This window comes from uncultured Agitococcus sp. (assembly GCF_937920075.1).
Lineage (GTDB): Bacteria > Pseudomonadota > Gammaproteobacteria > Pseudomonadales > Moraxellaceae > Agitococcus.
On record NZ_CALETI010000375.1, the window covers coordinates 1 to 1,027 of the forward strand.

A 1,027-nucleotide genomic window follows, 5' to 3' on the forward strand; every position below is an offset into this window, starting at 1 on the left:
ATGAAACAATCGCGTGGAACATAATAAAAACTAATAAAAATAGGGTTTTAATAGTCTTTGGCTATTTTATTAAAGAACAAGTTAACTGAGTGACTAACACTGCAAAAACAGAGTAAAACACCAGTTTTAGGAGGCGTTCCCAAGCTTTTTATTTTAGCAAAATTAGCATGGCTTTTCTAGTTAAATCCCACCAATAAAGTACATCCTTGTACTGGCGTGGGTGACCAATCCTACAACCAACCCCATTAACCGCTATTCCGTGCGCAACGTCCTTGCCACCTCCTACAATCAATTATTGCTTAATCATCGTCTTTAATCGGCTCAGACAAACCACTCCACAACAAACCATCATGCAACACATTAGCCCCCAAACTTTGTAATGGGCTATGTGCTGGCACACAATAACAAGTCAGCAAATCGTGGCTATCGCTCACACACGCCGCCAACGCTCGCCAACATTTATTCAGGTCACTTTGCGAACCCACCAACAAATACACGCTTTTTTGTAACCTAATGGCAACGCCTTGCAAAATTTTTGCCGCTTTGCGTAAGCGTTTAGCACAGCTTATGTCATAACAAATAATGTATTGGGCCATGTTAGTTATCCAAATCACTTAACATGACCGCGCTAAAATCAAAGCTTTTGCCTTGTATTAATTGGCCTAATTCGCGCATCTGTTGCCACATTTTTTTGCGTAGTTCGGTTAATAGGTTTTCATAAGCCTGATAAAAACGCACACGGCCTGTTTTGTTGAGTAAGCACATTTTTTCGCTTTGGCTAAAATCTTTGCTTGTTAAGGTTTGTTCGGCCACTAATCGCCAACACAGGCGGTCTATTTCGTGGCGTAAAGGTTCAACCAAATCACAGGCCAATGATTCTCGGCCATGTTCGGTCACATGGTAAAAGCCGACATAAGGGTCTAAGCCAGCGGCATGAATCGCTAAAACCGCTTCACTGTGTAATAAGGCATATCCCAACGATAACAACGCATTAAAAGGGTCTTTGGGTGGGCGGCGATTGCGGCCA

General features: G+C 42.4%; 2 protein-coding genes. Both read right to left on the reverse strand.

Annotation, left to right across the window (positions count from 1 at the left end):
• Positions 1-299: 299 nt before the first annotated feature.
• Entirely contained in the window at positions 300-596 is a 297-nt protein-coding gene (gene cas2, locus Q0212_RS12650; protein WP_297926073.1) for a CRISPR-associated endonuclease Cas2, read from the reverse strand.
• A 1-nt stretch (position 597) separates the two neighbouring features.
• The coding region (gene cas1, locus Q0212_RS12655; protein WP_297926075.1) for a CRISPR-associated endonuclease Cas1 at positions 598-1,027 on the reverse strand (430 nt) is incomplete at its 5' end.